The sequence below is a fragment of the Rhizobium brockwellii genome, from assembly GCF_000769405.2.
Classification (GTDB): Bacteria; Pseudomonadota; Alphaproteobacteria; order Rhizobiales; family Rhizobiaceae; genus Rhizobium; species Rhizobium brockwellii.
Window position 1 is genome coordinate 2,686,943 of the sequence record NZ_CP053439.1, and the last position, 26,176, is coordinate 2,713,118.

Annotated in this window: 24 protein-coding genes, 1 pseudogene and 1 riboswitch; of the genes and pseudogenes, 12 read left to right on the plus strand and 13 right to left on the minus strand. The window is 62.4% G+C overall.

From position 1 onward, the window contains the following. Positions 1-181 precede the first annotated feature (181 nt). Positions 182-1,333 carry an ROK family transcriptional regulator gene (locus RLCC275e_RS13450; RefSeq protein WP_033180829.1) on the plus strand — a complete coding sequence of 384 codons (1,152 nt, stop codon included), beginning with the start codon at positions 182-184 and terminating at the stop codon, positions 1,331-1,333. A gap of 218 nt (positions 1,334-1,551) precedes the next feature. Then, the gene (locus tag RLCC275e_RS13455) at positions 1,552-2,574 is read left to right on the plus strand and encodes an LLM class flavin-dependent oxidoreductase (protein ID WP_033180830.1); all 1,023 of its coding nucleotides are present in this window, start codon (positions 1,552-1,554) and stop codon (positions 2,572-2,574) included. Positions 2,575-2,614: 40 nt separating this feature from the next. Here the strand turns inward: RLCC275e_RS13455 and RLCC275e_RS13460 are convergent, their stop codons facing one another. The 3 genes from RLCC275e_RS13460 to RLCC275e_RS13470 form a co-directional block, all read right to left on the minus strand. Then, positions 2,615-3,064, minus strand: a complete 450-nt coding sequence (locus RLCC275e_RS13460) for a potassium channel family protein (RefSeq protein ID WP_033180831.1) — start codon at positions 3,062-3,064, stop codon at positions 2,615-2,617. Next, positions 3,061-4,167 (minus strand): AI-2E family transporter, encoded by a 1,107-nt coding sequence (locus RLCC275e_RS13465; protein WP_033180832.1) that lies wholly within the window; start codon positions 4,165-4,167, stop codon positions 3,061-3,063. The genes RLCC275e_RS13460 and RLCC275e_RS13465 overlap by 4 nt, the downstream gene beginning before the upstream one ends. A gap of 220 nt (positions 4,168-4,387) precedes the next feature. Next, positions 4,388-5,212: a helix-turn-helix transcriptional regulator gene (locus tag RLCC275e_RS13470; protein WP_130702634.1), complete on the minus strand. Its 825-nt coding sequence runs from the start codon at positions 5,210-5,212 to the stop codon at positions 4,388-4,390. Positions 5,213-5,309: 97 nt separating this feature from the next. Here RLCC275e_RS13470 and RLCC275e_RS13475 point away from each other — a divergent pair, with 97 nt between their 5' ends. Continuing rightward, entirely contained in the window at positions 5,310-6,233 is a 924-nt protein-coding gene (locus RLCC275e_RS13475) for a phytanoyl-CoA dioxygenase family protein (protein WP_033180833.1), read from the plus strand. Between the two features lie 195 nt (positions 6,234-6,428). Then, entirely contained in the window at positions 6,429-7,361 is a 933-nt protein-coding gene (locus RLCC275e_RS13480) for a LysR family transcriptional regulator (RefSeq protein WP_033180834.1), read from the plus strand. Here RLCC275e_RS13480 and RLCC275e_RS13485 read toward each other — a convergent pair. The 3 genes from RLCC275e_RS13485 to RLCC275e_RS13495 all read right to left on the minus strand — a co-directional run bounded on the left by RLCC275e_RS13485 (position 7,348) and on the right by RLCC275e_RS13495 (position 10,425). Then, complete coding sequence (locus RLCC275e_RS13485) at positions 7,348-8,592, minus strand: MFS transporter (protein ID WP_033180835.1); 1,245 nt, start codon at positions 8,590-8,592, stop codon at positions 7,348-7,350. The two genes, RLCC275e_RS13480 and RLCC275e_RS13485, sit on opposite strands and share 14 nt — an antisense overlap. Beyond that, complete coding sequence (locus tag RLCC275e_RS13490; protein ID WP_033180836.1) at positions 8,589-9,233, minus strand: winged helix-turn-helix domain-containing protein; 645 nt, start codon at positions 9,231-9,233, stop codon at positions 8,589-8,591. Before RLCC275e_RS13490 ends, RLCC275e_RS13485 begins: the two co-directional genes overlap by 4 nt. 73 nt (positions 9,234-9,306) lie before the next feature. Further along, positions 9,307-10,425 (minus strand): adenylate/guanylate cyclase domain-containing protein, encoded by a 1,119-nt coding sequence (locus RLCC275e_RS13495; protein ID WP_033180837.1) that lies wholly within the window; start codon positions 10,423-10,425, stop codon positions 9,307-9,309. 204 nt (positions 10,426-10,629) lie between these two features. Here RLCC275e_RS13495 and RLCC275e_RS13500 point away from each other — a divergent pair, with 204 nt between their 5' ends. Further along, positions 10,630-10,854 (plus strand): hypothetical protein, encoded by a 225-nt coding sequence (locus tag RLCC275e_RS13500; protein ID WP_033180838.1) that lies wholly within the window; start codon positions 10,630-10,632, stop codon positions 10,852-10,854. 115 nt (positions 10,855-10,969) lie between these two features. On the opposite strand, the gene RLCC275e_RS13505 is transcribed toward RLCC275e_RS13500, so the two are convergent. Both RLCC275e_RS13505 and RLCC275e_RS13510 read right to left on the minus strand, forming a co-directional pair. Then, positions 10,970-11,275, minus strand: a complete 306-nt coding sequence (locus tag RLCC275e_RS13505; protein WP_033181024.1) for a GCG_CRPN prefix-to-repeats domain-containing protein — start codon at positions 11,273-11,275, stop codon at positions 10,970-10,972. A gap of 129 nt (positions 11,276-11,404) precedes the next feature. Beyond that, complete coding sequence (locus RLCC275e_RS13510; protein WP_033180839.1) at positions 11,405-11,851, minus strand: SRPBCC family protein; 447 nt, start codon at positions 11,849-11,851, stop codon at positions 11,405-11,407. 242 nt (positions 11,852-12,093) lie between these two features. Continuing rightward, positions 12,094-12,236: riboswitch (FMN riboswitch) on the plus strand. A 78-nt stretch (positions 12,237-12,314) separates the two neighbouring features. Between RLCC275e_RS13510 and RLCC275e_RS13515 the strand changes: the two genes are divergently transcribed. Beyond that, positions 12,315-12,749 carry a 6,7-dimethyl-8-ribityllumazine synthase gene (locus RLCC275e_RS13515; RefSeq protein ID WP_003560715.1) on the plus strand — a complete coding sequence of 145 codons (435 nt, stop codon included), beginning with the start codon at positions 12,315-12,317 and terminating at the stop codon, positions 12,747-12,749. 178 nt (positions 12,750-12,927) lie between these two features. After that, a complete protein-coding gene (locus RLCC275e_RS13520; RefSeq protein WP_033180840.1) occupies positions 12,928-13,617 on the plus strand; it encodes a VOC family protein in 690 nt (229 codons plus the stop codon). A gap of 287 nt (positions 13,618-13,904) precedes the next feature. Here the strand turns inward: RLCC275e_RS13520 and RLCC275e_RS13525 are convergent, their stop codons facing one another. Continuing rightward, the gene (locus tag RLCC275e_RS13525) at positions 13,905-14,789 is read right to left on the minus strand and encodes a LysR family transcriptional regulator (RefSeq protein ID WP_130707784.1); all 885 of its coding nucleotides are present in this window, start codon (positions 14,787-14,789) and stop codon (positions 13,905-13,907) included. A 126-nt stretch (positions 14,790-14,915) separates the two neighbouring features. Between RLCC275e_RS13525 and ampC the strand changes: the two genes are divergently transcribed. Next, positions 14,916-16,073, plus strand: a complete 1,158-nt coding sequence (gene ampC / locus RLCC275e_RS13530) for a class C beta-lactamase (RefSeq protein ID WP_033181025.1) — start codon at positions 14,916-14,918, stop codon at positions 16,071-16,073. A 124-nt stretch (positions 16,074-16,197) separates the two neighbouring features. On the opposite strand, the gene RLCC275e_RS13535 is transcribed toward ampC, so the two are convergent. Further along, positions 16,198-16,974 (minus strand): DUF1194 domain-containing protein, encoded by a 777-nt coding sequence (locus RLCC275e_RS13535; RefSeq protein WP_033180842.1) that lies wholly within the window; start codon positions 16,972-16,974, stop codon positions 16,198-16,200. Between the two features lie 158 nt (positions 16,975-17,132). Between RLCC275e_RS13535 and RLCC275e_RS13540 the strand changes: the two are divergent. After that, a pseudogene (locus RLCC275e_RS13540) lies at positions 17,133-17,312 on the plus strand (RidA family protein); the annotation flags it as partial. 99 nt (positions 17,313-17,411) lie between these two features. Here RLCC275e_RS13540 and RLCC275e_RS13545 read toward each other — a convergent pair. Next, on the minus strand, positions 17,412-17,951 hold the full coding sequence (locus RLCC275e_RS13545) for a Pycsar system effector family protein (RefSeq protein WP_033180843.1): 540 nt from the start codon (positions 17,949-17,951) through the stop codon (positions 17,412-17,414). A 122-nt stretch (positions 17,952-18,073) separates the two neighbouring features. On the opposite strand from RLCC275e_RS13545, the gene RLCC275e_RS13550 reads away from it, so the two are divergent. Together RLCC275e_RS13550 and RLCC275e_RS13555 are read left to right on the plus strand one after the other, a co-directional pair. Further along, a complete protein-coding gene (locus RLCC275e_RS13550; RefSeq protein WP_033180844.1) occupies positions 18,074-21,832 on the plus strand; it encodes a FecR domain-containing protein in 3,759 nt (1,252 codons plus the stop codon). After that, a complete protein-coding gene (locus RLCC275e_RS13555) occupies positions 21,832-23,802 on the plus strand; it encodes an adenylate/guanylate cyclase domain-containing protein (protein WP_033180845.1) in 1,971 nt (656 codons plus the stop codon). Before RLCC275e_RS13550 ends, RLCC275e_RS13555 begins: the two co-directional genes overlap by 1 nt. 48 nt (positions 23,803-23,850) lie before the next feature. Here the strand turns inward: RLCC275e_RS13555 and RLCC275e_RS13560 are convergent, their stop codons facing one another. Together RLCC275e_RS13560 and RLCC275e_RS13565 are read right to left on the minus strand one after the other, a co-directional pair. After that, on the minus strand, positions 23,851-24,390 hold the full coding sequence (locus RLCC275e_RS13560) for a GNAT family N-acetyltransferase (RefSeq protein ID WP_050516807.1): 540 nt from the start codon (positions 24,388-24,390) through the stop codon (positions 23,851-23,853). 44 nt (positions 24,391-24,434) lie between these two features. Next, positions 24,435-25,187, minus strand: coding sequence for a nucleotidyltransferase domain-containing protein (locus RLCC275e_RS13565; RefSeq protein WP_033180846.1), 753 nt, complete (start codon positions 25,185-25,187; stop codon positions 24,435-24,437). A gap of 283 nt (positions 25,188-25,470) precedes the next feature. Here RLCC275e_RS13565 and RLCC275e_RS13570 point away from each other — a divergent pair, with 283 nt between their 5' ends. Next, positions 25,471-26,166, plus strand: coding sequence for a fumarylacetoacetate hydrolase family protein (locus tag RLCC275e_RS13570; RefSeq protein ID WP_033180847.1), 696 nt, complete (start codon positions 25,471-25,473; stop codon positions 26,164-26,166). Positions 26,167-26,176: the final 10 nt, after the last annotated feature.

The following is a 26,176-nucleotide window of genomic DNA, read 5'->3' on the forward strand; positions in this document are numbered from 1 at the left end:
GGCTTCAAGCCTGGCACCGGTGACGGCGATTTATTACACGTAGCGTGTAACAATTTAGTGACGACCGCAAGACACTTGTGACACGACAGGGTGGCTGCTATAGGACCCGAAAGGAAGTACCCGAGGCGACAGCAATAATTACTACACGCCTCTGGTAATTATTGGCGACGGAAGTGTTGATATGGCCTATTTCCCGGAGCCGCTGATCGCCCAGCACTTCCTTCGCGAAGGCGGCGGCGTCGTCTCGTCGAACGAACGCGATCTGCTGAGATTGATCTGGCGTCATCCCGGCCTCTCGCGCTCTGAAGTCACCAGCCACACCGACCTCACCCAGCAATCCGTCTACCGGATCATCGACCAGTTGGAGGAACGCGGCATCATTTCCTTCGGCTCGCCGAAGCCCGGGGCCGGTCGAGGCCAGCCGAGCCCGACGCTCCGACTGAACGGCCGCTATGCCTATTCCTGCGGCATCTCGGTCAATACCGACGTGATCGGCATCTGCCTGATGGATATATCAGGCAAGGTACTGGCCGAAAGCAGCATCACCTTGCGGGAACGGTCGATGGCCCAGTCGCTCGATCTCGTCCTGAAGCAGCTGGTCGAACATCAGAGGGAGAACGACCTCTCCGAGGAGACTTTCTTCGGGATAGGCTTTGCCATCGCCGGCTTTCACGTCAGCGGCACCCGCTACAATGCCCCACTGCCGCTGCACGAGTGGTCGCTCATCGAACTCGGGCCGCTCTTGACGGAATTCTTCGGCAAGCCGGTCTGGGTGCACAATGGCGGCAAGGCGGGAACGGTCGCCGAATCCATGTTCGGCGCCGGCCGCTATATCAAGCACTTCGCCTATCTGAGCTTCAACTACGGCTTCGGCGGCGGCTTGGTCAGCAACGGCGAGCTGCTGCACAACGGCATCGGCAATGCCGGCGAATTCTCGGGCATGTACGACGCCGAGGAGAATAAGCGTCGGCCGGCGTTGCAATATCTGATCGAAAATCTCAACCGCAATGGCGTCGACGTTCCCTCGATCAGCTACATGCGCAAGCATTTCGATGCCAAATGGCGGGGCGTCGTGGAATGGGTAGACGAGGTGACGCCCGCCTATAGCCGCCTCATCAACGCGATCTGGGCGATCTTCGATCCGCAGGGGATCGTTTTCGGCGGCCAGATTCCACCGGCCCTGGCGCAGATGCTGATCGACCGCACCGAGATCTTCGACCGCCCCCGCTACGGCGTGCCGCGCCCCCGCCCGAAGCTGATCATCTCCGAGATAGCAAGCGACGCATCGGCCATGGGGGCCGCCATCGCCCCGTTCAAATCAGCCTATTATTGAACTCGGGAACTTGGCAGCCCGTCGGGCAGAAATTGACTCCCTCTCAGCCGCTTACGGCAATTCCCTCTGCCTCCGCTTGAGGACATCGGCCCGTGGGCCTGCCGCGACGTTCCAGCCCGGCTGGCGCGCGCACCCAACCGGCTCCGATTGCCATCCGAGCCGAAACTGTGCGATGACCGGTCGACCCAAGATACAACGGATCAAGGTGCGGCATCGGTATGAAGAAAATCGGTTTCCTTTCGTTCGGGCACTGGACGCCCTCGCCTCAATCGCAGACGCGCTCGGCCGGCGATGCGCTGCTGCAGTCGATCGACCTTGCGATGGCGGCCGAGGAACTTGGCGCCGACGGGGCGTATTTTCGCGTGCATCATTTCGCCCGCCAGCTGGCCGCGCCCTTCCCGCTGCTATCAGCCGTCGGCGCTAGAACCAATCGGATCGAGATCGGCACTGCCGTCATCGACATGCGCTACGAAAATCCGCTCTACATGGCCGAAGATGCCGGCGCGGCCGACCTCATCGCCGGCGGTCGTCTGCAGCTCGGCATCAGCCGCGGTTCGCCCGAACAGGTGATCGATGGCTGGCGCCATTTCGGCTATGCCCCGCCCGAAGGCCAGAGCGAGGCCGACATGGCCCGGCATCACGCCGAAGTCTTCCTCGAAGTGCTGCGCGGTGAAGGTTTTGCCAAACCGAACCCGCGGCCGATGTTTCCAAACCCGCCCGGCCTCCTGCGCCTCGAGCCGCATTCGGAAGGCCTGCGTGAGCGGATCTGGTGGGGCGCAAGCTCGAATGCCACCGCCGTCTGGGCGGCCACGCTCGGCGTGAACCTGCAGAGCTCGACACTGAAGGACGATGAGACGGGAGAGCCCTTCCACGTCCAGCAGGCCGACCAGATCCGCGCCTATCGCGAGGCTTGGAAAGAAGCCGGCCACACGCGCCAGCCGCGCATCTCGGTCAGCCGCAGCATCTTCGCGCTGGTCGACGACCGCGACCGCGCCTATTTCGGCTACGGCAACGACGAGGGCGACAAGATCGGTTTCATCGACGAGAAGACCCGCGCAATCTTCGGTCGCAGCTATGCCGCCGAGCCCGACGCCCTGATCAAGCAGCTCGCCGAGGATGAGGCAATCGCCGAGGCGGACACCCTGTTGCTCACCGTCCCCAACCAGCTTGGCGTCGATTACAACGCCCATGTCATCGAAGCGATCTTAACCCATGTCGCGCCTGCGATGGGTTGGCGCTGATGTTCGTTCCCGGCGAGCTGTCTTCGCCGGCTCCAGCGCACTACGGCTCATGCGCGGTTTGATTTGCCGCAGCCAATTTCCCCATGGCCTGCTGGATGGCCGAGAAGAATAGCGCCGTCGTGATCCCGAACATCATCAGCCCGTTGGCTGCTTGCAGCGGCGCAAGCAGCCGGATACGGCCGTCAAGCACCACGTCGCCATAACCAAGCGACGTGAAGGTGACGCCCGAAAAATACATGGCCGTTTCGAAGTCCTCAAAGGCGCCGAGCGCGCGATATAACAGCGCCCAGAAAACGACCTGGAAGATATTACCCAGCATGAGCACGATCATCAGAACCGAGAATTGCAGGAAGATCCTTCGCCAGGGCTTTCGGCCTATGGGTTGCGTGCGCGCGTGAGCAAAATAACGCGCGGCCAGCACTGAAGCCAGTGCCTGGAGCGCGAGGCACATCGACATCGCAAGCAGGCCGAGACCAATGACTGTAATCATGGGGCCGGACCTTCGATCTGGGGGGCGTCCTCAACCGGCCGCTGATGCAGCCATTCCATCAGCAACACGAAGCCCACGGCCAGCAACACAGGGCCGACAAATATACCGAGAAGGCCGTCGGCTATCATCCCTCCGATGACACCGACCAAGATGACCGGCATCGGCACGCCCGATCCACGGCCGAGCATCAAGGGTTTGAGCAAATTGTCGCTCAGCCCGGCGACGAAAGACCATATGGCGAAGATGATTGCCGGTGTTGTCGCCTCCGTGGCAAAGACATAGGCCATGACGGGCAGAGTGAGCAGCAGCGGTGGTATCTGCACGACTGCCAAGAGAAACGTGACTAGCGTTAGGGCACTGGCCGCCGGAACGCCGATGGCGAAGAAGCCAATGCCAACGAGCAGCGACTGGATCACCGCCACGCCGACCACGCCGACCGCCACGCCCCGGATCGTTGTGGCGGTCAGATGGATGAGCCGGGCACCCCGCGCCTTGCTGTTGGTGACGAACTCCAGCAGACTGAGGGCGAAAGCAGCAGCACTCCTCGCATAAGCGACAAGCACGGCGGCGATCGCGATGGAAAGAACAAAGGAAAGGCTGCCAGCGGCCAGGCCGCCAGCAAAAGATGCGAGCCAGGCAGCAGGCTTGCTCAGCATCTCTCCGTATTGACGCAGCGCCGAGGGCAGGTTGGCGGCAGCGAGCGACCAGCCTTCCGAGAGCTTCGCCCCGACCACCGGCAGATCGGCAAGCCGCGTTGGAGGCGGCGGGATTGTCAGGCTGTGATTCTGCAAACCGGACACAAGCCAGTAAATGGAAGACCCAAGCGATGTGACCACAACGAACATGGGCACCAGCACGACGGCAACGCCGACCATCCCGATGAGAGATGCCGACCAGCGATTGCCGAGCCGGCCGGACAGGCGGAGATGCAAGGGATGAAGCATGACCGCCAGGATTACCGACCAAAGCAGAATGCCCATGAACGGCAATATGATCCTGGCACAGACATAGACCAGAAAGGCGACCAGTCCCAGTTGAACCGCCGCATGGATGACGGACGGTCTCGACGGCGCAAGGTCGACATGCGAGGCGCTGGAAGTCATTTTCCCCTCCCGGTCCGGAACCTCCGCGAATGAGCGAAGCCGGACGTTCACGGATCGGACAATGAAACCTTCCACCCGGTATCGGGCCTGCACTTGATGGTGCGGCGAAATTTTTGCCTACGCGATGAAAGATCCTCTCCAACCCTCCGTCATCATACATGACTTCGTGAACACAGGATACGCCGGCCGCGCGTCTCGGTCTGCGCCAGCTGCCGACCTCTCAAACCCGCGGATACCTCGCACGGAATTCGCGAGGACTGCAGCCTTCGCGTTCGTGAAAAACACGCGAAAAATAAAACGGATCATCCAGGCCGATCATGGCGGCTACCGTTTCGATCTTTTCGTCGGTGGTTGCTAGCAGCTGTTTGGCATGGTCCATGCGCGCCCGAAGCTGAAATGCCTTGGGAGGCAGTCCGGTTTCGAGCGTGAACCGCCTGCGCAGCGTGGCCGGCGACATGCCATGCTCGGCGGCAAAGGCTGCGAGGTCCAACGGTTGCATCGCCCGCCGCCGTAGCGTTTCCACGATGTCGGCCATATCTAGCCTTTCCTGGCGTCGATCGGCCGCGCCGCTTGCCTGTCTGGCGGCGGATATGACGATGCGATGCAGCATCAATGCCGCCGAGGCCTGCCCGAGGTTGGTGTCATCAAGCAGATCGGCATGAAGCTTGCCGAACAGCCGCACCACCTCATCGAGATGATGCAAGGCGACGACCGGATGTCGCTCGGTCATGATCCTCAGCCTAACGAAGTCCCGCGTGAACGATCCTTCGAAAAGCGCCCAGCGCTCGTCCCAGCCGCCTTCGTCGGGGCCATAGGAATGCACCCGGTTGGGAAACAGCCAGAACAGTGCAGGTCCGGTCAGGCTCATGCGGCCGCTGGCGGCGGTTTCTAGCCAGCCCTGCCCCCGCTCCACCAGCACGACGGCGAAACTCGGTAATTTCCGGTCCGTCACCGCACGGCGGGCATGCTGCCTGCCGCTGCCCGTGACAGCTAGTCCGCCGGCAGCGGTAAGCGGCGTTCTATAGATGGCCTCGGTGTCTCTCATGATGAGCGAAAAGTCCAGTTATGAATTTCCTCTATGTCGGTTGGCCCGCCGGATCAGGTAATTGATGACAAGCCAACTCAAGCGACGGAGGAGTGAAATGTCAATTGCCGCGGAGGTCATGCAGGTCCGAAAGCCGGAATTTCCCCTTGCCGCCCATGGCAAAACCTTGCCTGTGGAGCGAACGGGCTGGCTCACCCCGACCGATCCCGCCATCGGCGTCGATGCCATCCGCCGCCGCTTCCAGGACGATGGCTATGTCTGGCTGAAAGGCCTTCTGCCGCGGGCCGATGTGATCGACTTCCGCCGCTGGGTTTTTGAACATCTCGCCGAAACCGGCCTGGTCGATCCCGGCAGCGATTTTTCTCTGGGCATCGCGTCTGCCGGTGGCTTCGACAGGAGCCTGGCGGACCGGCGCCTGATGTCGCTCGTCCGCTCAGCCGCCTATGAAGGCTTCTGTGCGCAACCGCCGCTCGCCCGCTTCATGGACGATTTCCTGCAAGGCATCTCCTATCTGCACAAGCGCAAGCTCATGCGTTTCGTCCAACCGGGATCGCCGACGGCCACGCCCGCCCACTATGATCTCGTCTATCTCCGCGGCGGCACCAGCCGCCTGGTGACGGCCTGGATTCCAATCGGCGACATCCCCGCCGAGATGGGTGGCCTGGTTTACCTCGAAGGCTCGCACGCGCTGGGCGTCAAGATGGAAGCCGAGTTCCAGGCCACGAGTGGCGATCTTTCGCCGGAGGAGCGGATCAATGCCTATAACCGCCACATGGCGGAAGGCGGCTGGATCTCGAAGGATCTGCCCGATATGGCCGAGCGCTTCGACACCCGCTGGCTCGCCGCCGATTATGAGACCGGCGACGTGGTGCTTCACTCGCCCTACATGATCCACGCCTCGACCACCAATCAGGACCGCAGCCGGCGGCTGCGCCTCTCCACCGACATCAGATATCAGAATGTCGACGACGAGATCGACGTCCGATGGAACAACCACTGGAGCCTCGGCGACATGCTGTAGCCCGGCTTTCCAGTGCCCATCTTTGACCTGCGATCCGGTGCGATGGCTGCTATAGCAGGTTGATTGGCGAAGGGACGTCTACATAAAAGCGAAGCGTGGGGACCTTACTGCCGCGATGGGCGTTGATGGTCCGGGTCTTGAACGATCCCATGACTGCCCGACTTATTGACGTAGCCGAACCGCTCGAGTTGTCTCATGCCGCGTACGAACCTGAACGATATCCTGATCTTCATGGCCGTCGTGGATGCGGGGAGCTTTATCGCCGGCGGCCAAGCCATGGGCCTGTCCCGTTCGGCGGCAGGCAAGGCGGTCATCCGCCTGGAAGACCGGCTCGGCGCGCGCCTGCTCAACCGCACGACGAGGACGCTGAGCCTGACCGACGAAGGCCGGATGTTCTACGAGCGCGGGCTGCATATCCTTGCATCGGTCGACGAGGCGGAGGCGAGCGTGGCGGGGCAGAACAGCACGCTGCGAGGCGTTCTCCGGCTTACCGTTTCCGATGCCTTCGGGCGGCTCATCGTGCTGCCTTTGCTTGAAAAATATCTTCGGGCCTGGCCCGAGGTCCAGGTCGAAGTGAGCTTCACCGATCGCCCGGCCGACATTGTCGAGGAAGGCTTTGATCTGGCGATCCAGGTCGGCGCGACGGAGACGGACACCCGCCTAGTCTCGCGCGTGATCGCCACCTATAAGGCGCGGCTCTGCGCCTCGCCGTCCTACCTTGCCGAGCGCGGCGAGCCCCGCGATATCGACGATCTCGCGGTCCATGATTGCCTGATCTTCGCCGGCCGCAATCAAAGGCAGGGCTGGCGCTTTCGCGGGGAAGGCGGTTCCTGGATCAAGGCGCAGGGCCACAGCCGCCTGAGGCTCGACAGCGGCGAGGCGATCCGCGACGCCGCCCTGGCGGGACTGGGGATTGCCCTCCTTCCCGATTTTCTCGTCGCCGACGATCTCGTCGCCGGGCGCCTCCGGCACGTCCTGCCCGGCCTCGAAACTGACGGCGCAAAGATCGTCGCTCTCTATCCCGACAAGCGCCTGCTGGAACCGCGTGTCCGACGCTTCATCGATCTGATGGTCGAGGAGCTTGGAGACCAGAGCGAGGCACGCAACCGCGACGCTAGGTCTGGGTGATAGGCTTGTCGAAGCCGCGGAAGCTCTTCAGCGCCAGGGGAAAGAGGGTTGCGGCGAGATAGGCAAGCCCAGTGAGCGAGAGCGCCGCGGCGAGGCCGATAGTGCTGATCAGGGCGCCGCCGATGAGGCCGCCGAAGGGGATGAGCGCGAAGCAGAGGGCGGCGTTCATCGCGGTGACGCGGCCGGTCAGCGGCTTGGGGATGCGCTCGAAGATCACCGCCGACAGGATCGGATTGAGGAAGCCCGAGGCCAATCCTGCGATTGCCAGGGTGAGGAAGATGATGGGGAGTGGCGCATCCAGCGCAATAACGAGAAAGCGCGGAAATCCGGTCAGCAGGAAGGCCACGGTATAAACCATCAGGCGCGGCATCCGCTCGCCGATCGCAGCGGCAATCGCAGCACCTGCGATCGAGGCGCCGGTGAAGGCCGAAAACATCGCCCCCAGCAATTCCGGGCCATGGCCTGAACTCTGCGTCCAGACGGGCAGCAACACCGCGTGATAGGCCTGGTCCAGCAGGTTGGTGGTCGCCACCATGATGACGATGCTGACGAGCACCGCGTCGCCGCGCAGAAAGCGCCAGCCTTCCCTGAGATCGCCGAGATAGGAGGACATCCCGCCCGACCGGGCCTCGGGCAGGCCGCGCGGCTCGGAGACGCGCCGCAATCCGGGGATGCCTACGCCCACAATCAGCGCAGCGGCGGCAAAGGTGACGGCATTGACCACCAGCGCCTGGCCCGGGCCGATAAGGCCGATCAGCGCGCCGGCACCGGCCGCACCCGCCGTCGAGGCCAGCCGCTCGATGGCGCCAACGAGGCCGGTCACCCGCTCGAGCGGCACGGCCGCCAATTCGGCAATATCGGGCACCATCGCCTGCTTGGCAGCATCGGATGGACCGCGCAGCACACCCATGGCAAAGACAACAGGCAGTAGCAGCGGCATATCAAGCAGGCCGAGCCAATCGAGGAGCGGTACCAGCATCACCACGGCCACCGAGGCGGTGTCGCAGACGACCGCGATGCGCCTGGGGCCGACGCGGTCGATCAACGGTCCACTGAGCGCCTTGGCGGCGACATAAGGCAGCATTTCCATCATTGCCGCCAGCCCGGTTAAAACGGGGCTGCCCGTCGTGCTCAGCACCAACCAGGGGATAGCGATGGTGGACAGCCGCGTGCCGGAAAGCGAAAGCGTCTCGGCCGCGGCAAGCGCCAGGAATGGCCCACCCCTTATCATGGCTTGCCATCCCCTTCGCTGTGCGGGAGCCGGCCCGGATAGGCAAAGGCGTGCAGCATGATCGAGAAGGGAACCATATCCGAGGATGCCAGCTCCCCCAAAGGCGGAGCCACCCGCATCGCTTCGAGAATGATATCGGTCAGCCGCCTGGTCAGAGCTTCGGCCTGTTCCGCCGTCATCGGGATGATGATGTCGCTGGCCGTACTCGCCTTGCGCCACTCCGCCGGCAGCTCGGCATATTCCTCCAGCGCCTGCTGCATCTGGCCGACCTGCAGAGAGAGTATTGCCTGGTTGAAGGCGAGATCGAGATCCAACGCTTCGCCGTCGGCCTCGCTTGCCGGCACCGAGGTGAGCTCGTGGCTGGCGCGCCACCAACGGTCGCGCCGCGAAGCATGGGGCGCTTCCTCGATGAAGCCGTATTGGGCAAGCTGGCGCAGGTGATAGCTGGTCGCGCCGCTATTTAAGCCTAGCCGCACGGCCAGCTGCGTCGCCGTGGCGGGTCCATCGAGCCTGAGCATGCCGAGCATGCGCAGCCGGACAGGATGCGTCAGCGCCTTCAGCGCGGTCGGATCGGGCACGACGCGGCTGAGGGTGCGGGGTGTGGCGACGGATTGAACAGGCTGCGGGCGCGGATTTTTCATGCCGGCAGCCTACTATTGCAAAGATATCTTTGCAAAGATTTCTTTGCATAAATGCGAGCACCCTGCCCGCGGCTCAATCCTCCGGCAGGGTGAAGACCGCACAAGGTTGGGCGATGCCGCGCAATAGATGTTCTCCGAGCGGGATCAGGGTCGTCGCCGTATTCGCCGCCACCGCGCCCGAGATCAGAACGCTTCGGCCGAGCGGCTTACACAGCCCTTCCAGCCGGCTGACCAGATTGACGGCGGGGCCGATGGCGGTGAAGTCCAACCGGTCTGCAGCACCAATATTCCCCCACAGGATCTCGCCGAAATGCAATGCTGCGCCGAAGGGCAGCGGCGCCAGCCCCTGCGCTTGGCGCACCTGGTCGAGATGAACCATGCCGGCACGGCTGGCGGCGACCGCGCGCAGTGCGGCCTCGCAGGCCTCGCGATCCCCTCGGGCAGAGTCGCCCTCGCCCGACGTAACCGTGACCGGAAAGATCGCCAGCACACCGTCGCCGATGAACTTCAGCACCTCGCCCCCGAAGGCATGCACGGCGCCTGCGACACGGTCGAACCAAGCGTCCAATGCCGTGATCATGACGTGAGGCTCGGTCACTTCGGAGAGCGCGGTGAAGTCGCGCAGATCGGCGCAGAGAAGGGCTGCGCGGATGGTCTCGCCGGTGCCGCGGGCAAGGGCGCCGGCCTGCACCCGGGCGGCACTGCGCCGGCCGAGATAGGCTTCAAGCAGCGCGGCCCGCGCCTCCCGCGCCGCCAAAGCGGCGAGCGGGGCTGCGGAAAAACGCGCGACTTCGCGCAGCAGGCCAGCCTGGACCCGGCCGAATGCGCTGCTCCCTGCCCCGTTTGCAACCCCCGCCCAGCCGAGCAGCGGGCTGTCCAATGCCTGATTATCCTGCGCAGGCCCGATCCTGGCTTCCCATACCGGCCCGAGCCCGGCCAGCCACTCGCGCCCGGCCTCGCTCTGCGGCGCCGCGGCAAAGGCCAAAGCCTCGATGACAGCACCGGTCTCGGCCCGCCACAGCCAGGTACGCCGCGCAATGATCGGATGCTGCACCGAAAGCGTCAGCGCGCCGCCGGAAATCGGCAGGCCATCGGCCAGCAACCGGCGCCCGAGCTCGGCCAGAAACCGTTCGGGACCAGGCAAGGCCCCGGCCTCGTCAACCAGCCAGGCAAGGGGGGATGGCAGATCCATAGCTTAACATCGCACGCTCACCGGGGCGGCCGCAAGGACATCCCGGAGTGACCGCTTGCGGTCATCCCCGGGCTCGGAAAAAGACGTCCACTCCCCTGTCGAAAAACCATGCGCCGCGGTGGAAAACAAAAAATAAACACTTTAAACTTGCGCGACTTTGATTCCATTATAGGGCCATTCGTCATCGTGTGATTGAGGGGTACGATGGGCACGATATTCTGGCCGAAAGATCCGCTGGATGGGAATGACATGACGCTGCTGACGTCGATCCTTCGGCGATGGTGCGAAAGGTATCAGGTCGAGCTGACGGCGGAGGAGAGCAGCCGCAAGGCGAAGGAACTCGTCGAATGGTTCGAATTCGGTGTCAAGGATCCCGTCGAACTAGAGGAATTGATCGACGACAAGCACTGCCTCGTCAGCAGGATCTGACCCTCTCGAGCAAATCGCAAGAACGCTGGCTGTCAGCGTCAGCGAAGCCGTTTCATGAGAAAAGGCCGGGCAAAAATCGCTCCGGCCTTCGTCCATTTGCATCTAAGCGAGACCCTTAGTCATCCCGCCAACGACGGTCGCGATCCCAACGCCGCTCATGGCGCCAGCGCGGCCCATCCCAATCGCGGTGACGCCGCTCCCAGCCCCAGCGGGGCGGACCACCGTAGAAAGCGACCGGCGGCGGGCGTCTCCAGCTTCGCCGGCATTCGCCCCAGCGCGTCAGATGCCATCCGCGACCGCAGGCGTAGTCGACCTTTGTGACATTGCTCTGGACATTGATTGTCCCCATCGGCATCGCCTCCGCGGTACCGATCGAGAGGCTGCCAGCGAGCAAGGCAGCCGCGATAGAAAGTGCCTTCATCGAGAACTCCATTTCAATCCAGCCGCCCACACCTTATGGCCGCCAAATTGAACTGGAGATGAACTGCGCGTTCATGTTTGCGGGGAAAAAGAAGCGCTTCAGAGACGCACGGTTGCCCGCAAAAATTGTTCATGTCCGGCCGTAAAAAGCGTCGGGACCCGGATCACGCCCGCCGGCGACCTCGGTCAGGCGCCCGAGGTAATGCGCCCAGCCTTCCGCATGGCCGGCGCATTGATCGGCGCTGGGCAGGCCGCTATGGGTGAGCCGCAGCAGCGTTCCGCCCCCCTGCTCGATCAGATCGATCTCGACCAGGCTCGACCCTGGCGGCACCACTTCGCTGCCGTCCCAGCCGAAGCTGTAAGCAAGGCGATGAACCGGCACCACCTCACGAAACGAGCCGCGCGCAAAGCGGGCGCCGGTGACGTTGACGAGATAGAGCCCGCCGGGCTGCGGCTCGACCTGCGCTTCCGTTCCCATCCAGCGCAGGATCTTCTCCGGATCGATCATCAGCGCAAACACTGCGGCCGGCGGCGCCGCGATATGCGCCTCGCGGTGAACGACGAAAGATTCTGGCATCACTCTCTCCCATGGTTGTCACGGCCCCGCCCAGGCGGAGACAGCGCGTCCTGTCTTGTCGTGCTTCTGACGTGGATGCCCTCACCGAGAGCATGTAGGCGCAAGCTCCTCGTCCGCAAGAGGGATTGTCCGTCGCCATCGACGAACGAACGGAATCGCCGCTCTTAGGGAGCCCTGATCCAGCTCCGGCCGCGAAAGCATTTCGACCTATTGCCAGCCCGCCGCCTTCCCCCTATTGTCCGCGCCGTTCTCAGGGCGGGGTGCAAGTCCCTACCGGCGGTATGCAATTCTGATTGCGAGCCCGCGAGCGCCTTCTTAGGAAGGGTCAGCAGATCAGGTGAGATGCCTGAGCCGACGGTCATAGTCCGGATGAAAGAGAACGTGCGTTCCTGCCGCCCTTGCGGCTGTCGGGGACGTTCGTGATCGCCTTGGGTGATGTGTCTGTTCGCCAAAGGAGATTACCATGACACCCACCCGCTATGCCTTCGTCAAAGCCAGTTGGCACGCTGACATCGTCGACCGCGCCCTTGATGGCTTCTACCAGCTCGTTCCGCCCGAGCAGGTCGACGTGTTCGATGTTCCCGGCGCATTCGAGATGCCGCTGCTGTCCCGCGATCTTGCGGCAACCGGACGTTACGGCGCCGTCGTTGCCGCCGCCTTCGTCGTCGACGGCGGAATCTACCGCCACGAATTCGTCGCCCAGGCCGTCGTCGATGGGCTGATGCGCGCCGGCATGGATACCGGCGTACCGGTACTGTCGGTGTCGCTGACGCCGCATCAGTATCAGGAAACCGAGCACCACAAGCAAATCTACCGCGCACATTTCGTCGAGAAAGGCCGTGAAGCGGCAAAGGCAGCTCTGACGATCGGCAAAACCCGCGCCGCTCTTGCCGCGTAGTCTCAGCGGTTCGACGAACAGAAGACGGCGGGAACAGTCCCGCCGCTTCGATAAAAATCTGCCAATACCAGCCAAATCGGACAGAATAATTGATTCGACGGCCTCACCGCGCTGTGGTCCACTGGTCGGCGACATGTATCGCCATTCTTAACGCATCCAAAACGCCAAGGAGCTGAAGATGAGCAATGCCATGCGCAGTGACCCCCCCATTGAGACCCCGAGAACACAGCCCGTCGACACCAAGCTCGAGGTGGTCGTCATCCCTGTTTCCGATGTCGACCGCGCCAAGCGCTTTTACGACGGGCTGGGCTGGCGGCTCGACGCCGACTTCGCCAATGATGCCGATTTTCGGGTGATCCAGTTTACGCCGCCCGGCTCCGGCTGCGCGATCATCTTCGGCAAGAACGTCACGGCCGCCGCCCCCGGCTCCGCACAGGGCCTCTACCTCGTCGTCTCCGACATCGAGGCCGCCCGCCGTGATCTCATCGCCCGCGGCGTCGAGGTCAGCGAAGTCTTCCATGATGCAGCCGGCGTCTATGCCGGCAAGGACGAACCCTATCTGTTCGGGCGGCTGCGGATTGCCGGTCGCGATCCCGATCACCGCAGCTACCGCTCTTTCGCCTCCTTCAAGGATCCCGACGGCAACGGTTGGCTGTTCCAGGAAGTGACCACGCGCCTGCCGGGACGCATCGACGGCGACGGGACGACATTCACGACCTCGACCGATCTCGCTTCAGCCATGCGCCGTGCGGCGACCGCCCACGGTGAACACGAGAAGCGAAACGGCGGCAAACACGACGACAACTGGCCGGACTGGTACGCCGAATACATGGTCAGCGAACAGGCCGGCAAGCAGCTGCCTCTATAGGCGGTGACATCCTCTGAGAAGTAAGGGAACTTCGGTATGGCGCCCGCCATACCGAAACACTTTATCGTGTCTTCGCCTCATCAATCTCACCGGTCTCCTTGCCGGCGTCAGTCCCCCGCCATCTCGCTGTTGCAGTCAACCGATTATCTCGTCGGCCATATCGCCCGGACGTCAGATACGAGTCCGCCTCGCGCTTCGCCATCCGCTTCCAGAAACATTTCGGCTTCGTGCCGGCCCCATCCACCGCGGCGCGGTCCGAAGTCGGATATTGGGTGCGCCGGAAGCCGTCATTGCGATGCGGGAGACATCTGCGACGTTATCCAATCGGAAAATGTGAGCATGGCTGCAGTTGGCGGCTTCGATTGCAGCCGGGTTAGCCAGTAGCTCCCCAACGATATGGTCGTAGGAAAAGGCTGTTTTATAGCTCCCGATGACAGATGTCTGGAAAACATCGACGGCGGCGCCAAGGCGATCCCCAGTCCTTGCAGGGCCGCCTCCATCATGGCAAGGGAAGAGTCGAATACGATACCCGCATTTATCTGCGCCGCCGGCGGAACGCTCGCTGCCGCAAACCAGGTGCTCCACTCGTCCGCCCTATAGCTCCGCAAAAGCGTCGCCTCGACCAGGTCTGAAGGCGACCTTAAACGCTCGGCCAATTTGGGCGTACACAGAGGAGAGAGCGGAGCCTCGAACAGGCGCAGCGCTTCTGTGCCATGCCAGGAGCCACTGCCGAAGCGAATGGCAAAGTCCAGTCCCTCGGCGGCGATATCGACGCGATTATTGTTTGTCGAAACGCGCACATCGATGAACGGGTGCTGCTGTTGAAAATCCGAAAGCCTTGGCAACAACCAGCCGACGGCAAACGTTCCCACCACGCCCAGGAACAGCAATTCCCGAACCTGCCCGGCTTCAATCCGGTCCAGCGTGATCGCCATCTGATCGAAGGAATTGGTCAAGGTTGGCAAAAGGGCTTCGCCTTCTGCGGTGATTTTCAAGCCTCTTGGGAGGCGCTGAAAAAGCGCAGCCCCCAATCGCTTCTCCAGGCTTTTGACCTGCTGGCTTACGGCGGCTTGGGTAACGCAAAGCTCGATCGCGGCCCGGGTGAAGCTGAGATGTCTCGCCGATGCTTCGAAGGCCCTCAAGCCATTTAAGGGGAGGAATTGTCGAACCATCTTAGCCCTAGATTTTCTTGGATCTCCTCCGAGATATCATCGTTTGCTGCCGCAAAACAGTGCCATTAAATGCCGTCCTCATGCGCCTTAGCGCTGCTGATGAAGCTGCTTTCAGAGGATGAAGAAATGAAGCGTGATTGGATAGGAATTCTATCGGCCGCATTGGTCTCGACATGCATTTCCACAAGTGGCTTTGCAGCTGACGAACTGAAACTGAAAACCATCTCGGACGCCACGATAAAACCAATCATGGACAAATACGGCATTCCGGGCATTGCCGTTGCCATCACCGCTGACGGACAGAACCACATCTTCAACTACGGCGTCGAATCGAAGGACACCAACAGGCCCGTCACCCCGGCGACCATGTTCGAACTGGGATCGATCAGCAAAACGTTTACAGTCACCCTCACCTCCTACGCGGATGTCACCGGCCGACTTTCGCTGTCGGACAAGGCGAGCAAATATCTTCCGTCGTTGAAGGGAAGGCCCTTCGGCGATGTCGTGCTGATGAATTTGGGCACGCACACGGCTGGCGGATTTCCGCTGCAAGTTCCCGATGAAGTAAAAACCGAAAAGCAGCTGATGGAGTATTTCGCAAGCTGGAAACCATCATATGCCGCCGGAACGCACCGAACATACGCCAATCCAAGCATCGGCGCGCTCGGATATATAACGGCAAAAAGCATGGGCAAAGATTTCGCAGCTCTTATGGAAGACCAGTTGTTTCCCTCCCTTGGATTGAAAAGCACGTTTATCGATGTGCCGAAATCGCGAATGGCCGACTATGCCCAAGGCTACAAGCGAAGCGGTGAGCCGGCTCGGATGACACCCGCCATTCTTTCGTCCGAGGCCTATGGAGTGAAATCCACAGCCGGCGACATGATCCGGTTCATCGACGCGAACATGGGTCTGGTCGAACTGGACGAGAAGCTCCAGCAGGCGATCACGAACACGCACACGGGATACTTCGATGTCGGCGCGATGACCCAAGACCTTATTTGGGAGCAATATTCCTATCCCGCGACGCCGGCGACGCTGATGGACAACAATTCCAGCGCGATGCTGAAGACCACTCCCGTCAAGCAACTGATGCCCGCAATGGAACCGCGCGACGATGTATGGATCAATAAGACCGGCTCAACGAATGGTTTCGGCGCCTATGTCGCATTCATCCCGGAAGAGCGAGTTGGCATCGTCATCTTGGCCAATAAAAACTATCCCAACGAGGATCGCGTCTCTGCCGCTTACCAAATACTGACTGATATAACTACGGCGCGCTGACCCGGTAGAGCATGATGCCGAAAAGTGTGCGCGGTTTTCGGACGACATCATGCTCTGACTCTGCAATTCAGGACAGGATTTGAGATTTTAGGCTGACCCGGCCTAAAATCATCCTGTTCTGGCATCAGCGGTCGAAGATGTCCCGCCACTGCTTCTCCCCGATCAGGCAGTCAGTGCCCGCCTCAGCGCCAGCGATCTTCTGCACCGTCGCCGGCAGGCTTAGGTCGCTGATCTCCAGCACCAGCTTGCGGCGCACGGCAACGGCGAAATCCTCGATCTTGCGGACCGGCAGCACGAAGGCGCCGGGGCCGCCGATCACGCAATCCGCATAATATTTGTCGAGCCCGTTCGGCGCATCGGAGGGCCGCAGCATGATGGCGAGGCCGTTGATGATCATGCCGGCTTCCACCGCCTTGTCGCGGGCGGGAGTGACGGGATCGCCGGAATTGTTCGGCCCGTCGCCGGAAACATCGATCACCTGTCGCCTCGACGGAAAAGGACTGGAAACGATCATACTGGCGCCCTGAGCGATCGCGGTGGAGATCGATGTGCGCCGCTGGGTGGCAATTGGCCTTGCTTCGAGCTTGTCGGCAAACGCGATCGCATCCTCTTCCGTCTCGATCACCTGCCAGTCGATGACGGAATCCTGGACGACATAGCCTGCCCATTCGAAATAGCTGATGGCGATGCGGCCGGTCAGCCCGCCCTTCACCGCGTCGATGAATTCCTTGTGCTTGAGCGCCTCGACATAACCCTCGCGCTGGATGCCGATCTCCTCGAAATCCATCGACCGCGAGGTGTCGACGGCAAGCACGAGGGTCACATCAACCTCGCTTCCGCCCGCCTGCGCGGCCGGGGTAAGGCCTGTAAGACCCATAAGCACCGCAAGTGTCGTCAGCATTGGTCATCCAATCCCTGCGCCATCCAAGCCAGCAAACTCTAACACAGCTTGGCCGACGCAGGATGCTCGCCCGCGCGCACGGCTTCAATTTTCGGTGATGGAATCGGAAGCCTTCAATGCAAAGGAAGCCATAGGGTGTCCTTCAATGCTTTCAGCGCGTCTATATCGCCACCGAAGGCGATTTCCGCGACCACCCAAAGGTTGCGGACGAAGCATCCGAAATGCTGCTTGCGGTCTTCGGCGAGGAGAAGCTCTCCGGCCGCGTCGCGCTCGGCGTCGCCAGCCTGCCTCTAGGCCTGCCGATCGAACTTGAACTCATCCTCGAAGTCGAGGGATGAAAACGGCCGGGCGCGTTTCGGCGCGCCCGGCGGAGCCCATCTCGCCCTTCGACGCCCCCCAAAGACACCTTAGGGGAGATTTTCCTGGGCGTGCCGCGCTCACGCCACCACCAACAGCAGCACATAGGCGATCACACTCACCATTAGCCCGCGGAACGCAAAAGTGACGCAGCGGTATTTGTTGCGGGCGATGGTGGAGAGGATGTCGGCGTTTTCGAAATACTGCTCGAAAAGGTAGCGCTCGTCGCGTCGCAGCGCCGCATCGAAGAACCGGTCGCGATGACCGTGCCAAGCGCCCCAGAACAGTGACGTCGAGCTGTTCAAATGGCGCGGCAGTACGACGAGGATCGCCGACAGGATCGAGAAGACCGAAGCTGCGGCAAGCAGGCCGGAGAACAGCATACTGCCCGGCGTCCCGCTCACGTAGCGCGCCAGGCTGAAGACTGCCCTGACATCGCTGGAACTCACCAGGAAGGCCAGCATGAAAGTAAAGATATAAGCGGCCTTCTGGTCCGAGATCTTGATCTGATCATAAAATATGTCATTGATTTTCTTGATATGATCGAAATACCCGGCGCCGATGTCGCCCGTCGACGGTTCGCTTGGCATAAGTTCAGCTGTACTCTCGAATTCGCTCACCAGAATACTCCATCCATAAGTGTTTCCCTGATATTACACTTCACGTGGAATTCAAGAACACGTGTGCATTACGCTTGACTTTTCTTTTCTACTTGGACAAAGGGGAAGCGGGGGTTGGGGTCATGCTGGGTCGCTGGAAAAACATCTGCCGCGCCGGGGTGGCGCTTGCATTTGTCGTGCCGGGCTTTTCGCCACCGGCGGCGGCTGACCCCGTGCAGCGTGCAACACCGGTCGCCGGTTCCGTCATCGCCCGCAAGACCGGCGAGGAAGTCCGCTTCATCGACGTCTCGAACTGGCGTGTCGTCGACATCAATCAGGATCTCCTGACAGGCGACGTGTTGCGCACCAATGCCAACGGCCAGCTCGCCATCGTCTTTTCCGATCACACTCAGGTCCGCCTCGGCCGCAACTCATCACTGCAGGTCAAGAAGATGGCCGCGAGCGGCGACACGACGCTGGAGCTGCAATCGGGAACGATCTGGGCGCGCGCCGAGCGCGGCGGCCAGGGCCTGACGGTGGAGACGCCGGCGGCGGCGGCCGCCATCCGCGGCACTGACTGGACCATGACAGTCGAAGGCGACAAGACCTCGATGATCGTGCTCGAAGGCCGCGTCGCGCTCACCAACCCCCAGGGCAGCGTCGAGGTAAACGAGGGCGAAGGGGCTGTGGCGACCATCGGCCAGGCGCCGCGCAAGCTCGTCATCGTCACGCCGGACGATCGCGAGCAGATGCTGTTCTACCTGAACCTCCGCGACGGCTTCGGGCTGATGCCGACCTCTCCGTTGCCGGCAGGCCGCATGGCCGAAGAGCGCCGCCGGCTGCTGGCTTTGCCGCCGGAGCGTCGCACCACAGAAGACTGGCTGGTGCTTGCCGAAGTGCAGAGCGCCTTCGATGGCCGGCAGGTTGCAGCCGCCACGCTTCAGGAAGTTCGGGGCCGTAAGCTGACGACCGCCCAGAAGGCCCGCGTCGACCTGATCGATGCCACGATCGCCGGCTCCGAAAAACGCTACGACCAAGCCGCAAGGCTATTTGCGGCAGCACTGCCGCATCTCGACGCCAACCGCCGGAACATGGCGCAATATGGCGGCTATTTCGCCCGTTCGCTTGCCGATCCCGCCCATGTCGAAAAGCCGCCGTCATCAGCTGTCGGCCCCTATGGCGCGATCATGCAGGCCTACACCGCCGGCTTTCTGCAAAACCCGCGCGCCGCTGTCGATGTAATCAGGGACGCCGAGAAGCGTTTTCCCGACGATCCCACCCTGCCCGCGATCCGCGCCCAGCTGGCGCAGCTGATCGATGACCGCGCCCAGATGCAGGAGGCGGTGAACCGCGCCCTCTCGCTCGATCCGAACCATCCGATCGCCCTTGCCGCGCGTGCGTCTTACAAGGCGAGCTACGAAAGCGACATCGACGGCGCCCTGGCCGATCTGAACCGCGCCATCGAGCTTGCGCCGGGGGCGTCGGGATCGTTGAACTCGATGGGCCTGCTGCAGAGCGCCCGCGACGCCAATGGCGAGGCCGAGGCGGCCTTCCTGAAGGCGATCGCGCTCGATCCGCAGGACCCGGTTCCCCACGGCAATCTTGCCATTCTCTATCTCGACCAGTCCAGGATGAAGGATGCCAAGCGCGAGATCGATGCGGCGCTCGCGGTCGATCCATCCTACGACATCGCTCTCCTCGCCCGCGGCCGCTACTACCTGCAGACCGGCGAACGCGACAAGGCGCTGGCGGACCTGCTGGCAGCCAGCACCGCCAATCCGGCGCATTCGCAGTCACAGTTGATGCTCGCCGCCGCCCATTACGAAAAGGGTGACCGCATCCCCTCCGCACAGGCGGTCGACAATGCTGACAGGCTCGACAAGAACGATCCCGTCATCTCCTCCTTCCGCACCGCCGTCGACATCGACGACTACGACGCCGACGGCGCGATCCGCAACGCCCAGGAATTTCTCCGCCGCTCCAGGGCGCGCGGCGGCGACTACAGCGCGCTCGGCGCCAACCAGGATGCCGGCTCGACGCTGAACAACGCCTTCCGCCTGCAGGGCCTGGACGCGTGGGGCCGTTATTATGGCGATGCCGTCTTCAGTCCCTTCGAAGGCAGCGGTTATATCGATCAGTCGATCAAAGGCAGCATCTTCCCCTTCGTCAACGCGACGAGCTTCAGCGATGATAATGTCATCCAGTATCGCAACAACGCATCGAGCTACTCATCCTTTATCCAGGGCTTGCTGCTTGATCCGCACATGCTTTCCGGTCGTTCGCGCTCGGCAACGCTGCTGCGCACACCCTTCATCGAAGGCTCACTCGGCGGCGGCATCAACAGCGTCGACGGCCATACCAGGCGTATCGGCGAGGCTGAGATCCAGGGCTTCTCCAACGAGACGATCCCTCTCAGCTTCTACGGCAACCTGACATGGGAAGAACTGGCGCTCGACGGGGATTATCGCGACTTCGGCGGCTTCGAGACCGAAAACAAGATCGTCGGCGGCAATGGCTACCTGACCGCAACGGTAACGCCAGACGATCGCGTAGTGGCCTATGTCAACCATGCCAAGAACGATGGCACGCTGAACGCGCTATCGGCCGGCTCCGCACTGACGGACTTCCTCAACCTGCTAGGCGCTGGGGTACCGACTGAAATCTCTTCGCAATACAGCTATAGGCGCAATGTCAGCGAGACGACCAATGCGGGCCTCGGCTGGAGTCATACTTTCAGCTACGAAAACATATTGAACGGCGCCCTCCTCTATTCGGAAAGCAAGTCGCGGACTTCCACCTCCCTTCAGGTCGACGATGCGCCGGTTCTTGGCCTGCGTGACCCCGACATTATTCCGTTCCTGGACGGCACCGAGGAGCTGTCCTCGAAAACCTATATCGGCGCTCTCAGCCATTCCATCGGCAGCGGACCGCTCACCTGGCGGTACGGCATCGAAGGCGGCTGGATCGATGCCAGCACGACCACCTTCTCTCGCCTTCATGAACTCTTTCCGCGCTTCCTGGTCGTCCCCGAGACGACTAGCGGCCCGGATACATTCAGCAACCGCGTCAATATCGGCCGCGCTTATATAGACGTGCTGCACGAGATCACGCCCAATCTCAAGGGCGAATATGCTCTCTTCGGCACGCGAATGGAAGGCGATGGCGTCGATGTCAGCCGGTTCGAGCCGCGCTTCGGCCTTGCCTGGTCGCCCGTCCAGAACCATTGGCTGCGCGCCGCTTTCATGCGCCAGAGCCTCGACGCCGGCGTACCCACTCTTGCCCCGGTTGGCATCCTCGGTTTGCAGGCCAACCAGTATTCGGTGGGCGTCGATGGCTATGCCGATACGGCGGCGCTGCAATGGGATGCCGAGTGGACCGATCGCTTCTTCACCTCGGTCGAATACCAGCACCAGGAGTTGCATGATTTCTCGATCGACCTGCCGCTGATCGCCCTGCCGGCCGTCGACAGCCTGCCGCTGTCGCGCGGCAGCATCGACCGCGCCGCCGTCACCGCCAATATCGCGCTCGGCAACGGTTTCGGCCTTTCCGCCACCTATGCCTATATGGAATCGGAGAACAAGGATCCGCTGGAGCCGAACTACGGCGGCTCCCTGCCCTACATCCCTGCGAACTCCGGCCAGATCGCGCTGACCTGGGTCAACGAGGCGAAGGTCAAGGCAACCTTGGCGGCCAATTATATCGGCGAACGCGATGGCGACGATCTCGGCGCCAAGCTCGACGACTATTGGAGCCTCGACGCCCACCTGATCTGGGAACCGTTCGACAAGCGCATCGCGCTGGAGGCGGCCGCCTATAACCTGCTCGACGAGGATTTCGAAATAACGCCCGGCGTGTCCGGCTGGGGTCGCGCCTTCAAGGGCACGCTCAAAGTCCGCTTCTGATGCGGGTGCGGGACAAGCCTCGGCAGGCCAGGCAGATCAGGAGCCGCCATCTCAGGCTGCTGGCGCTGTCGCTGACGACGCTGATCGCCATCTCGCTGCTGTCGCGCCTGCCCGCCTGGTCACTGCTGGAGCTCAGAAGCTTCGACTATCTCTCGACCGTCGACGATCCCCGTCCGCCACCCGGCGGACCCGTCATCGTCGCGATCGACGAACCCTCGCTTGCCGATATCAACGCGCAATGGCCCTGGCCGCGCAGCCTTCATGCCCAGCTCGTCACCCAGTTGCGCGCCGCCGGCGCCCGCGTCATCGGCCTCGACATCATCCTGGCCGAACCCTCGACCCCGGAGAACGACAACGCGATCACTAACGCCGTCGGCCCGGATGTCGTCCTTGCCGGCGACGAGACGTTGATCGAGACGCCGCAGGCCTCGCAACTGATCCGTGCGACACCGCTGCCGCAGCTGACCGAGGCAGGTGCCGTGACTGGCATCGCCTCCGTCGAACTCAGTGGCGACGGCACCTTCCGGCGTATTCCGGGCTATGAGGACGGCTTTGCCGCCATGCTGGCCAAGGTCGCCGGCGTCGCCCCCGAGACTCTGCCCGCCGGCCGGCTCATCCAGTCCCTCGGCCCAGCCCGCAGCTATCCCACCGTCTCCTACTACCAGGCGCTCGACCCGAAGAATCTGCTGCCGCCGAATTATTTCAAGGACCGTGTCGTGCTGGTCGGCCTCAGCCTGCAGAATGCACCGGCGATCGACAAGGGTGGCGTCGATGCCTTTGCGACGCCCTACACCGTTCATACCGGCAAGCTCGTCTCCGGCGTCGAGATCCAGGCGACGATCTACGACAATATCCGCGGCGGCCTGTCGATCGCGGAAGCCCGGCTGCCGACGGTCGCTGCCTGCATCCTGATATCGGTGCTGCTTGCCGCCACCACCGTCTGGCGCTCGACGGGATGGCTGACGATCGTGACGAGCGCGGCGGCGCTGCTCGCCTTCGCCGCCGTCAGTGCCGCCGGTATACGGCTAGCCCATATCTTCGTCTCGCCGCTTGGCCCGACGGTCGCCTATATCTCTGTCGTCTTCGGCCAGGCCGCCTTCGATTTTGCCGAGGAGCGCCGCAACAAGCGCCAAATCACCCGCGCCTTTGCCCAATATATCTCGCCCGATCTCGTCAGGCGCCTGTCGAGCGATCCCTCGCAGCTGAAGCTCGGCGGCGAGCGGCGCACGCTGTCGGTGTTGTTTTCCGATGTGCGTGGCTTCACCACCATCGCCGAGACGCTGAAGGATGATCCGGAGCAACTCACCGGCCTGATCAACCGCTTGCTGACGCCGCTTTCCGACGTGGTGATGGATCATGGCGGCACGATCGACAAATATATGGGCGACTGCATCATGGCCTTCTGGAACGCGCCGCTCGACGATCCCGACCATGCACTCCACGCAGTCAGAGCCTCGCTCGCCATGCAGGCGGCGATATCGAGCCTCAACCGCGAGCTGGAGCGGGAGGCGACCCAGCGCGGCGGCAGGCCGCACGTGCTGAAGATGGGTGTCGGCATCAACACCGGCGAATGCATCGTTGGTAACATGGGCTCGACCCGCCGCTTCGACTATTCCTGCCTCGGCGACAGCGTCAACCTCGCCTCCCGCCTCGAAGGCGCCTCGAAGAATTATGGCGTAGCCCTGCTGCTCGGCGAGGAGACCGCAAGGCTGGTCGCCGGCACCTACACCGTCGTCGAGCTCGACCGCATCATCGTCAAAGGCCGCACCGTGCCCTCGCCTGTCTATACCGTCGTGCACGACGCTGACGCCGAAGCCCTTGCCGCCCACCGGGCCTTCACGCAAGCGAAATACGCCGGCACGCTTGCGCCATCCGACCCCGCCTTCGACAGGCTCGCCGCCGATATCCCCGAGCTTGCCCCCTATTACGCGATCGTCCGCGACGCGCTGGCCGAATCCGGCGAGGAATGACCGGCGACGACGTCTCATCACGCCTGACAATTGCGAACGGATGTTCGTTTATGAGCCGCTCGTTTTGCCAAAGGCGTACATATTGGTCGGCGCGCCATGCAGCATCACCTCCCGCTCGAAGTTGAAGCCACATTTCTCAAGAATGCGCTTCGAGGCGAAGTTGACGGGGCGAACCAGCCCGATCACCCGTTCTGCACGCAGATCTTCGAAGGCAAACACCAGGGTTTCCCTGACCAATTCCGTGGCATATCCCTGCCCCCAGCTTTCGGGTTGCAGATGATAGGAAAGATTGAGGCCATCAAACTCCTGGGAAACGGTCACGCCCCCGAAACCGATCAGCGCACCGTTCGCCTCAACGGCCCAACGCCCGAACCCGTGATCCTTCCAATGCCCGACATCGCGCGCAAGCCTCGCTGCACTTTCCTCCGGTGTATCAGGCCGCGGCACCGGTCGGTGTGCGACCAATTCCGGGCGCGAAAAAAGTCGTGTCAGGAAATCGATATCCCCTTCCACGGGAATTCTGAGGCGCAAACTGGCTGAGCGCCTCACTGCCGACTGCAAGGCACCCTTGAATTCGTTCTCAAGCATCTTCCATCCAATTTTCAAAACGCGGCAATGTGACTGATACCAAATTATTCCAGGCGGCGCGCTTCCAGGGGCGCATCCTGCCTGTATCCCTCGAAATAGCGGCCGCCATGCAAGGCAAGCTCCCGATCGGCCAAAGCCAGAAATCGGGCGCCGTCACCGGCTGCCGCCAGCCTGAACGCCGCGTCGAATTCGGTCGCCAATTGCGCGTCGAGCTCTCTCATCAGACGCGGCGCCCACTTTCCCCGGCCAGCCCACGCGCCACGCCCGAGGAGGATCAGGTCGGCGAGCTTCTGATAGAGCAGCGCGGCGATGGCGGCGATCTCTTCGGGCGGGCGCGTTCCGCGCAGATCGTCGGCCAGATCCGTGACCTGATAACGCAGCAAGTCGTAGTCTGCCCCGGCAAGAGGTTTCGGCCCCGCCGCCAGCATCCTTGCCGCCCTTGTCTGGATGACGCGGGCGCTGTCGATATCCGGCCCCAATATGCTGCCCGTGACAACCATGTTGGCCATGATGGGATAACCGCCGTCGGCATCCTGATGGAGATAATGCGCCAGCGTCTGCGGATCATGGACGAAGGCCTCGACCGGGAAACCGCCTTCAGTGAACGATTCGCGCCATGCTCTTTCGAGGGACGGGAACACGACGACCAGATCGATGTCCGAAAAGGCGGTCCCTTCGCCGCGCATGATGGAGCCGGCGACATAGGCGAATGCGGCCCTGGGATAGCGGCTGGCGATGCAGTGGCGGGCGACGGCCAGCGCCCGCTCCGCAAGAACATGTTTCTGGATATCGTCCACGATCTCGTCCTCGAATACGGGAGACGAGCGGGAACAAAAAACCCGCTCGTTTCCGGCGGGTTGGTTCAGCAGCAATGAACGGAATTCAGTTCACGCGTCTACCACCCACCGCGGCGCGGTGGTCGTAGACATCGTCGAAACTGCAAAAGTCCTGGTCATGGCTAAGGTTAACCCGCGACGGTGACAGCGTCAATGCGCCGAAGCCGGACGCCTAGGACGGCTTTCCCGGCGCGATGTTTTGCGTCTAAGATGGGGCAAGACTCGCAAACAGGAAGAACCCGCCATGCCCCATCCCGCCACCGTCATTCCGCGTCCCGCACCGGTTTTGCTGCCGGTCGAAGGCAGTGACGAGCGCTTTCCGGTGCGCCGTGTCTATTGCGTCGGGCGTAATTATGCCGACCATGCAATCGAGATGGGCCATGATCCCAGCCGCGAGCCGCCCTTCTTCTTCCAGAAGAATGCTGACAACCTGCTGCCGGCGGGCAAGGCCTTTCCCTACCCGCCGCTGTCGAACGACGTGCATTACGAAGTCGAGTGCGTGCTGGCGCTGAAATCGGGCGGCGCGAACATCGAGGCCGCGGACGCGCTCGACTGCATCTACGGCTATGCCGTCGGCATCGATTTCACCCGCCGCGACCTGCAGGGCGAGGCAAAGAAGCTCGGCCGCCCCTGGGAGGTCGGCAAGGCCTTCGAACATTCCGCTCCGGTTTCACCGATCGTTCCGGCAAGCCGCCTCGGCCACCCCGCTGAAGGCAAGATCTGGCTGGAGCAGAACGGCAGCCGCGTGCAGGACGGCGATCTCAACCAGATGATCTGGAAGGTGCCGGAGATCATCGCCGAACTGTCAAAGCTCTTCACTCTCGCACCCGGCGATATCATCATGACCGGCACGCCCGCCGGCGTCGGCGCGGTGGCCAGGGGCGATCGCATCAATTGCGGCATCGACGGCGTCGCCACGCTATCGGTCGAGGTCGTCTGAGGAGAGAGCA